Annotated in this window: 7 protein-coding genes; 3 read left to right on the top strand and 4 right to left on the bottom strand. The window is 68.5% G+C overall.

Features of this window, described 5'->3' with window-relative positions:
* Positions 1-144 precede the first annotated feature (144 nt).
* Positions 145-621, bottom strand: coding sequence for a GNAT family N-acetyltransferase (locus AVR91_RS42215; RefSeq protein WP_063276910.1), 477 nt, complete (start codon positions 619-621; stop codon positions 145-147).
* 96 nt (positions 622-717) lie between these two features.
* Here AVR91_RS42215 and AVR91_RS42210 point away from each other — a divergent pair, with 96 nt between their 5' ends.
* Together AVR91_RS42210 and AVR91_RS42205 are read left to right on the top strand one after the other, a co-directional pair.
* The gene (locus AVR91_RS42210) at positions 718-1,494 is read left to right on the top strand and encodes a cyclase family protein (RefSeq protein ID WP_063276909.1); all 777 of its coding nucleotides are present in this window, start codon (positions 718-720) and stop codon (positions 1,492-1,494) included.
* Positions 1,491-3,101, top strand: a complete 1,611-nt coding sequence (locus tag AVR91_RS42205; RefSeq protein ID WP_063276908.1) for a thiamine pyrophosphate-binding protein — start codon at positions 1,491-1,493, stop codon at positions 3,099-3,101. Before AVR91_RS42210 ends, AVR91_RS42205 begins: the two co-directional genes overlap by 4 nt.
* 5 nt (positions 3,102-3,106) lie before the next feature.
* Here AVR91_RS42205 and AVR91_RS42200 read toward each other — a convergent pair whose 3' ends face one another.
* The 3 genes from AVR91_RS42200 to AVR91_RS42190 are packed head-to-tail and all read right to left on the bottom strand — an operon-like array spanning position 3,107 to position 7,041.
* On the bottom strand, positions 3,107-4,369 hold the full coding sequence (locus tag AVR91_RS42200) for a class I SAM-dependent methyltransferase (protein WP_083737966.1): 1,263 nt from the start codon (positions 4,367-4,369) through the stop codon (positions 3,107-3,109).
* A 26-nt stretch (positions 4,370-4,395) separates the two neighbouring features.
* A complete protein-coding gene (locus tag AVR91_RS42195; protein WP_063276906.1) occupies positions 4,396-5,781 on the bottom strand; it encodes an FAD-binding oxidoreductase in 1,386 nt (461 codons plus the stop codon).
* Positions 5,782-5,826: 45 nt separating this feature from the next.
* On the bottom strand, positions 5,827-7,041 hold the full coding sequence (locus AVR91_RS42190; protein ID WP_063276905.1) for an SGNH/GDSL hydrolase family protein: 1,215 nt from the start codon (positions 7,039-7,041) through the stop codon (positions 5,827-5,829).
* 114 nt (positions 7,042-7,155) lie between these two features.
* On the opposite strand from AVR91_RS42190, the gene AVR91_RS42185 reads away from it, so the two are divergent.
* Positions 7,156-7,527, top strand: a complete 372-nt coding sequence (locus AVR91_RS42185; RefSeq protein ID WP_043848208.1) for an MmcQ/YjbR family DNA-binding protein — start codon at positions 7,156-7,158, stop codon at positions 7,525-7,527.
* Positions 7,528-7,601: the final 74 nt, after the last annotated feature.

The raw sequence follows: 7,601 nt of genomic DNA, 5'->3' as shown, positions 1-7,601 counted from the left end.
CGGACACCCCGCAAGAATACCCGCAATCGAACAAATGTGCGAACCTGAAAAGGATTCTTGAAATTTGTTCAAGCAGTGTTCGTGGGCCATGTTGCGAAAGCCGGTTTCGCAACATCTCGCCCTGGCTCAAGCCGGGTCAATCCCTCAAACATCAAGGCGCAGAACGGTTTCCTCGATCTCACCATCCCGAGCGGACGCGTACGCGACCTCGGTTCCGATGACACGGAATCCCGCCTTCCGCAGCACCCGAAGCGACCCGAGATTGTCGCTGGCGGCGCGGGCGTACAAAGGCCGGACCTCGACCACGTCCAGAAACAGCGCGAGGGCGCGGCTGGCGACTCCCCGCCCCCAAACCGCACGGTCGATCCAGTAGGTGATTTCGGCGTCGCCCTCCACGAAGAAACTGCCGATGGTGCCGAGGAAGCGTCCGTCGCCGGTCACCGCGAGCAGGGTGAGGTCCGGGGAAGTCCTCAACCTCGCCATGTGCCGATCGAACGCTTCGCGATCGTTGGGGTCCCTCGCGATGAACGCGGCCATCCGGACCGATTCGGGGTCACGCATCAGCTCGTACAAGGTGTCCAGGTCGCGATCCTCGACCGATCGCAGTGCCACCTCGACCATCGATCTCCTCCGTCTGCCGGCGACGTCCAGACGACCATCAAACCCGAAATCGGCCTAAGGTGGCCGAGACGCCGCAGTCACTCCCGGGAGGCACGCATGTCGTTGTTGGCCCAGCTGAACTCCGCGATCGCCACGGGCGCGATCGAGGTCGTAGATCTCACCGCCCCCTTGAGCGCGAGCACCCCGATCCTCCAGTTGCCGGAGCCGTTCGCGAACACGATCCCGTTCGGCCTGGAGGAGATCAGCCGGTACGACGAACGCGGGCCGCGCTGGTACTGGAACAACATCCACACCGGCGAGCACACCGGGACCCACCTCGACGTCCCCGTGCACTGGGTGTCGGGAAAGGACGGCCACGACGTCTCCGAGGTGCCGTTGCGCACGCTGGTCGCCCCGGCCGTGGTGCTCGACGCGTCGGCCCGCGCGGCCGAAGACCCGGACTACCTGCTGTCCATCGAAGACATCCGTGAGTGGGAGCGCGTGAACGGGCCGCTGCCCGAGGGCGGCTGGCTGCTCTACCGCACGGGCTGGGACGCGCGCTCGCACGATCAGGAGACCTTCCTCAACAACGACGAGAACGGCCCGCACACCCCGGGCGTTTCGGGGGAGTGCGCTCGCTGGCTCGCGGAGGAGGCGCCGATCACCGGGTTCGGCGTGGAGACCGTCGGCACCGACGCGGGGCAGGCACTCGCCCTCGAGCCCGCCTTCCCCTGCCACGAACTCCTTCTGGGCGCTGGAAAACACGGCCTGACCCAGTTGCGGAACCTGGCGACTCTGCCGGCCACCGGCTCACTGCTGGTCGTCAGCCCGCTCCCGATCGTCGGCGGTTCCGGCAGCCCCGCCAGGGTCTACGCGCTGGTCGAGCGGGTATGAACGTCGCGGAACTGGTCGGCCGCACGCTCGCGGAACTCGGCGTCGGCGCCGCGTTCGGGGTCGTGGGCAGCGGCAATTTCGAGGCGACCAACGGGTTGCGGGCGGCCGGGGTGCGGTTCGTCGCCGCGCGGCACGAGGGTGGCGCGGCGAGCATGGCCGACGCGTACACCCGGATGAGCGGCCGGGTCTCGGTACTGAGTCTCCATCAGGGCTGCGGGCTGACCAACGCGCTCACCGGGATCACCGAGGCGGCCAAGAGCCGGACCTCGATGATCGTCGTGGCGGGTGACACCGCAGCGTCGGCGGTGCTGTCGAATTTCCGGGTGGACCAGGACGCGCTCGCGGCCGCCGTCGGCGCGATGCCCGAGCGTGTGCACGGCGCGCGGACCGCGGTCGCCGACACCGTCCGTGCCTATCGGACGGCGGTGCAGCAGCGACGGACGGTCCTGCTCAACCTGCCACTCGACGTCCAAGCCCAGGAAGTGCCCGAAGCGGACCCGGTGCCGGAAATCCCCGCCCCGGCGTCGATCCGTCCGAGTGCCGATGCGGTCGCGAGACTGGCAGACCTCCTGGTCGAAGCGCGGCGGCCGGTGTTCATCGCCGGCCGCGGCGCGCGGGGGAGCGCCGGACCACTCAAGGAACTCGCGGAACGGTCCGGTGCGCTGCTGGCGACTTCGGCGGTGGCGCACGGCCTCTTCCACGAAGATCCCTTCTCGATCGGGATCTCGGGCGGGTTTTCGTCGCCGCGGGCGGCGGACCTCGTCAGGGACGCCGATCTCGTGATCGGCTGGGGGTGCGCGCTGAACATGTGGACCACCCGGCACGGCACGCTGCTCGGCCCGGCAGCCCGGCTGGTCCAGGTCGACTTCCACCAGGCGGCGCTCGGTGCGCACCGGCCGATCGACCTGGGCGTCGTCGGCGACGTCACCAGCACGGCCGTGGACGTGCACGCCGAACTCGGAAGGCGTGGCCACCACAGTAGCCGCGAAACCCCTGAAAGCACCCGATGGAACGACATCCCGTATAACGACCTATCCGGCGGCGGGAGGATCGATCCGCGTACGCTCAGCCGCCGTCTCGACGAGATCCTGCCGTCCGAACGGGTGGTCTCGATCGACTCCGGCAACTTCATGGGCTATCCGAGCGCGTACCTTTCCGTGCCCGACGAGAACGGCTTCTGCTTCACCCAGGCGTTCCAAAGCATCGGGCTCGGCCTCGGGACGGCGATCGGCGCGGCGCTGGCCCGGCCGGAGCGCCTGCCGGTGCTCGGAGTCGGTGACGGCGGGTTCCACATGGCCCTCTCCGAACTGGAAACCGCTGTCCGGCTACGGATCCCGCTCGTCGTCATCGTCTACAACGACGCGGCGTACGGCGCCGAGATCCACCATTTCGGTGCCGCGGACATGACGACGGTCCGGTTCCCCGACACCGACATCGCGGCGATCGGACGCGGTTTCGGCTGCGCCGGGGTCACCGTGCGGTCGGTCGAGGATCTCTCCGCCGTCAAGGACTGGCTCGACGGTCCGCGGGACGCGCCGCTCGTCGTCGACGCCAAGATCGCCGACGACGGCGGCTCGTGGTGGCTCGCCGAGGCCTTCGGGCATTGAGTCCTCTAAACGCCCCAGTCCGGCCGCAGCGGCATGCCCGCGTCGCCGTCCGGGCCGACCTTCACCCCGAGCACCTGGTGCAGTTCGATTTCCCGTCGTTCGAAGGCGAGGCGGCACGCGGCCATGTACAGCGCCCACACGCGGCTCCGGCCGGCGCCCGCTTCGGCGACTGCCTCGTCCCAGTTCGCGTCGAGGTTGGCGCACCAGGCGCCGAGGGTGGTGGCGTAGTGCTCGCGGAGGTTCTCCGAATGCCGCACCTCCAGCCCGCTGTCGTGCATCGCGGTGGCGATCTCCCCGACGGACTCCAGTTCGCCGTCGGGGAAGACGTACCGGTCGATGAACCCGCGTGACCGGTGCGGGACGGAGGTGTCCGGGTTGGTGATGCAGTGGTTCAGCAGGCGCCCGTGCGGCTTCAGTTTCCCGGCGAGGAAACGGAAGTACGACGGCAGGTTGCGCGCGCCGATGTGCTCGGTGAGCCCGATCGAAGACACCGCGTCGAAGCCCGTTTCGGTGACGTCGCGATAGTCGAGGTGCCGTACTTCGGCCTTGTCCGCGAGCCCCTTGGTCACGATGTCCTTCTGCGCCCATTGTGCCTGCTCGCGCGAAAGGGTGACGCCCAGCGCCTCGACGCCGTAGTTCGCGACGGCGTGCTCGACCATCCCGCCCCAGCCGCAGCCGACGTCCAGCAGCCGCATCCCGGGCCGCAGCCCGAGTTTCCGGCACACCAGGTCGAATTTGTGCGCCTGCGCCTCTTCCAGTGACGCGCCTTCGGACGGATACGCGGCACAGGTGTAGGCCATCGACGGGCCGAGCACCAATTCGTAGAACCGGTTCGAGACGTCGTAGTGGTTCGAGATCGCGTTGCTGTCGCGCGCTTTCGAGTGCCGTAGCCCGTCGAGGACGCGCTTGGCACGGCTCGGCAGTTCTTCGGCGGGCGGGGCGACGCGGCGCAAGTGCCTCGGCCCCAGTTCGCGCAGCAACCACAGCCGGTCCGCGGCGCTGAGCTGATCGACGTGGGCCACGAGCGCGCGCAACGCCGAGTAGAGATCGCCGTCCACGTCGAGCGCGCCGGCGACGTAGGCACGGGCGAGCCCGAGGTCGCCTGGAGACGACATCAGGTACGTCAGCGCCAGCGGCGACCGCACCCGGATCGACACCGGCGCGTCGGCCGGGCCGCTCGTGCTGCCGTCGTAGGCGGCGATGGACACTTCGGCGCTCGGGCCGAGCAACCGCTCGAAGATCTTCCCGACGGTGGTCGTCTCAGCCATGGTCGTCTCTCTTCTTCCCTGCCCCGTCACCGCCGCCGCACGCATTTCGCGTACAGGTCGAGCAGGCGGCCGTCGGGGTCGTAGGCCGTCTTCAATTTCCGGTAGGCGTCGCCGTTGTACAGCCGCCAGAACTCCTCTTCGGCATAGAAACTGTCGGAGTACAGCGATTTCCGCCCGCCGAGCCGGGTCACTTCGGCCTCGATCAGCCGATTGTGCGTATCCGGCGCCTCGCCGGGATCCAGTGGCACGGCGGACCAGAACCCGAAGTTGACGTACAGCGTTTCGGGGTCCATTTCGTACAGCGGCGAGTTCACGCCGCCCGGTCGCTGCTTCAGCGGGCAGATCCACACCGGGCTGATCGGGATCTCGCGGCGGAAGAAGTCCAGGAACTCGGCGGCCCGCGACAGGGGCACTTCGATGTCCTGGACGATGGTCTCTTCCGGTGGGAGACGGCGCAGCTCGAGCAGTTTCGCGGCGATCCCGAACCGGCGGTCGAGCGCCACGGCCTTCCAGTAGACCGACGACCGCAGCAGCCGCCTCCCGAGCAGCAGCCGGGGGAGCCGGTGCTGCACGCCGAACGCCCGCGAGCACCAGAACCAGTCCGTGTCCCAGCGCCACAGGTAGTCCCGGACGCTCAGGTGATCGGTCTCGCGGGAGCGGATCGACTTGTAGTAGATGTCGAGCCAGGTGTAATCGCTGGTCACCGGCGCCGACGAGGTGAAGGTGCCCAGTGTCAAGTACTGCTCGCCCGGTCCGAAGACCGTTCCGTCCACGAAGTCCGCCGACCCGCTCCGGCATGCCTCGCCGAGCGCAGCGAAGTACTCATCGGTGTCTTCGTACCGGACGTGGTCGAGCCGGACGTACGGCTTGACCGGCTCCAGCTCGATCTTCAGCCGCAACGCGTAGCCGAGCGTCCCGTACGAGTTCGGGAAACCGTGGAAGAGATCGCTGTGCTCGTTGTCCGGCCGCGCGACGACGATCCTGCCGTCGCCGGTGAGCAGCTCCATCTCCAGCACCGACTCGTGCACGAGCCCGTTGCGGAACGAGGACGACTCGATGCCGAGGCCGGTGACCGCGCCGCCGAGCGTGATCGTCTTGAGCTGGGGCACGACCAGCGGCATCAGCCCGTGCGGCAGGGTCGCGTCCACCAGTTGCTCGTAGGTGACCATGCCTTCGACGTCGGCCGTGCGCGCCAAGGGATCGACGTCGAGCACGTGCGTGAATCCCGAGACGTCCAGCCCCGGTGTACTGGTCGCCTTCCGTGCCCGGAACAGGTTCGACGTCCGCTTCGCCAGCCGGATGGTGCCGTGGAGATCGGCGAGCCGCGCCCGGAGGATTTCGGCACGCGCCTCGTGTTCGGCGAACCGGACCAGCCGCGCCGTCTCCCGGATACCGCTGTCGCTGCTCGCCATCAGTTCATCGTGCCCCACCGAACCGCCTGGCGCAGCCCTTGCTTTCTAGCCGAGCCCAGCTAGCGGAACGGCGTTCGCCATGGCGGTGAAGCCCTTGTCGCCGGGGTGGAGGTGATCGCCGGAGTCGTACTCCGGTTTCATCCGCTGCGGGTCGACGGGATCGCGGATCACCGCGTCGAAGTCGATGTAGCCGTCGAAGAGCCTGCTCGTCCGGATGAACCGGTTCACCGCCTGCCGGGTCTCCTCGAGTTGCGGCGTGTACGAACCCCAGCCCTTCCACGGCGTGATCGTCGCGCCCAGCACGCGCAGGCCGCGGTCGTGCGCCCGGCCCGCGATCTGCTTCAACGCCGAGATGATCTTGTTCGGATCGGCCTGGTGCGGCGTCTGCTGGATGTCGTTGATCCCCTCGAACACGATCGCCGTCCGCACGCCGGACTGGCCGAGTACGTCGCGGTCCAGCCGGGCCAGCGCGTTGACGCCGTAGTTGCCGCCGTCGAGCAGCAGCCGGTTCCCGCTGATCCCGGCGTTGAGCACTCCTGTCCGCGCGCTGATCTTGTCGGCGAGCTGATCGGGCCAGCGCAGGTTCGCGCCCCAGGTCGAGTTCGCCCCGTCGGTGATCGAGTCGCCGATCGCCACGACACTGCCCCGTAGCCCCCGGCCCCGGACATCCACTCCGGACACGTAGTGCCAGACCGCGGTCTTCTCCGGGAACGCCGCCGCCGACTCGTCGGCCGCTTTGTCGCCGTCACGGGTGAAGTAGGAGTTCTGCATCGCCAGCGGGTGGTAGGTGACCGGACCCGACGGCGTCGGCGTGTACGTGGTGACCAGGAGATCGCCGTCCCTCGGCACGGTCAGCGCCACACCGTCGCTGAGGATGTCGGCGCCCGGCGGCACGGTGACCTCGCGATCTCCGCCGAAGCTCAGCGTGCGCATCGTGCCCGGCACGGCCTGCGGGGTGTCCGGGCCGGCGGCGACCGCGACGGTCACCCGGCCGAATAGCACCGGAGTCCGGCCGAAGGCGTTGGACAGCCGCACGCGCACCTCGTGCCCGCCGACGCTGGTGTGCACGATGTTGCGGATCGAGAAGTTCGGGTAACCGTTGTCGGTCCCGGCCACCCCGGCCGCGGGAGCCGCCGCCCAGGTGCCCACCCAGCCGCTCGGGGCGGCGCTTTCCACTCCGGACGGCGGGGCCGCCGCGGCGACCCCGGGCACCACACCCAGCACCAGGATTCCCGCTACGGCGAGCTGCTTCACGCGCATGTCGGTTTCGCCTCCACCCAGTCGGCTCCACCCATCGTCAGTGAATCACCGACAAGCGGTCAACGTCCCGGACGAGACAGGTTTCTGTCGGTGGGCGCCGTTAGCCTGAACGCCATGAAGCCAGCCGCGCTCGCGAAGCTCTGCCTCGCCCTCCCGGGGGCCCGGGAGGAGTTCCCGTTCGGCGAGGACATCAACGTGTTCAAGGTCGCGGGCAAGGTGTTCGCGCTCGGTCCGCTCAAGGCGAAACCGCTGCGGATCAGCCTCAAATGCGAGCCCGACCTGGCCGTCCGGTTGCGCGCCGAGCATCCGGCGATCATTCCCGGCTACCACCTGAACAAACGACACTGGAACACCGTCGAGCTGGACGGTTCGCTGACCGACGACTTCGTCCGGGAGATGATCGAGGACTCCTACGACCTCGTCGTCGCGGGCCTGCCGAAACGAGAACAGGAGAAACTGAACTGGGTCGCGCTCAGCCAGGAATGAGCGGCGAAGCCGTTGTGGCTGGTCGGCACTTTCGCGTGATCGTCCGGATGACTCGCGTGATCCGATGGACGACA

Source organism: Amycolatopsis keratiniphila subsp. keratiniphila (genome assembly GCF_001620365.2).
Lineage (GTDB): Bacteria > Actinomycetota > Actinomycetes > Mycobacteriales > Pseudonocardiaceae > Amycolatopsis > Amycolatopsis keratiniphila.
Note: the sequence above shows the minus strand (reverse complement) of the source record. Positions and strands in the feature narration are given on the sequence as shown.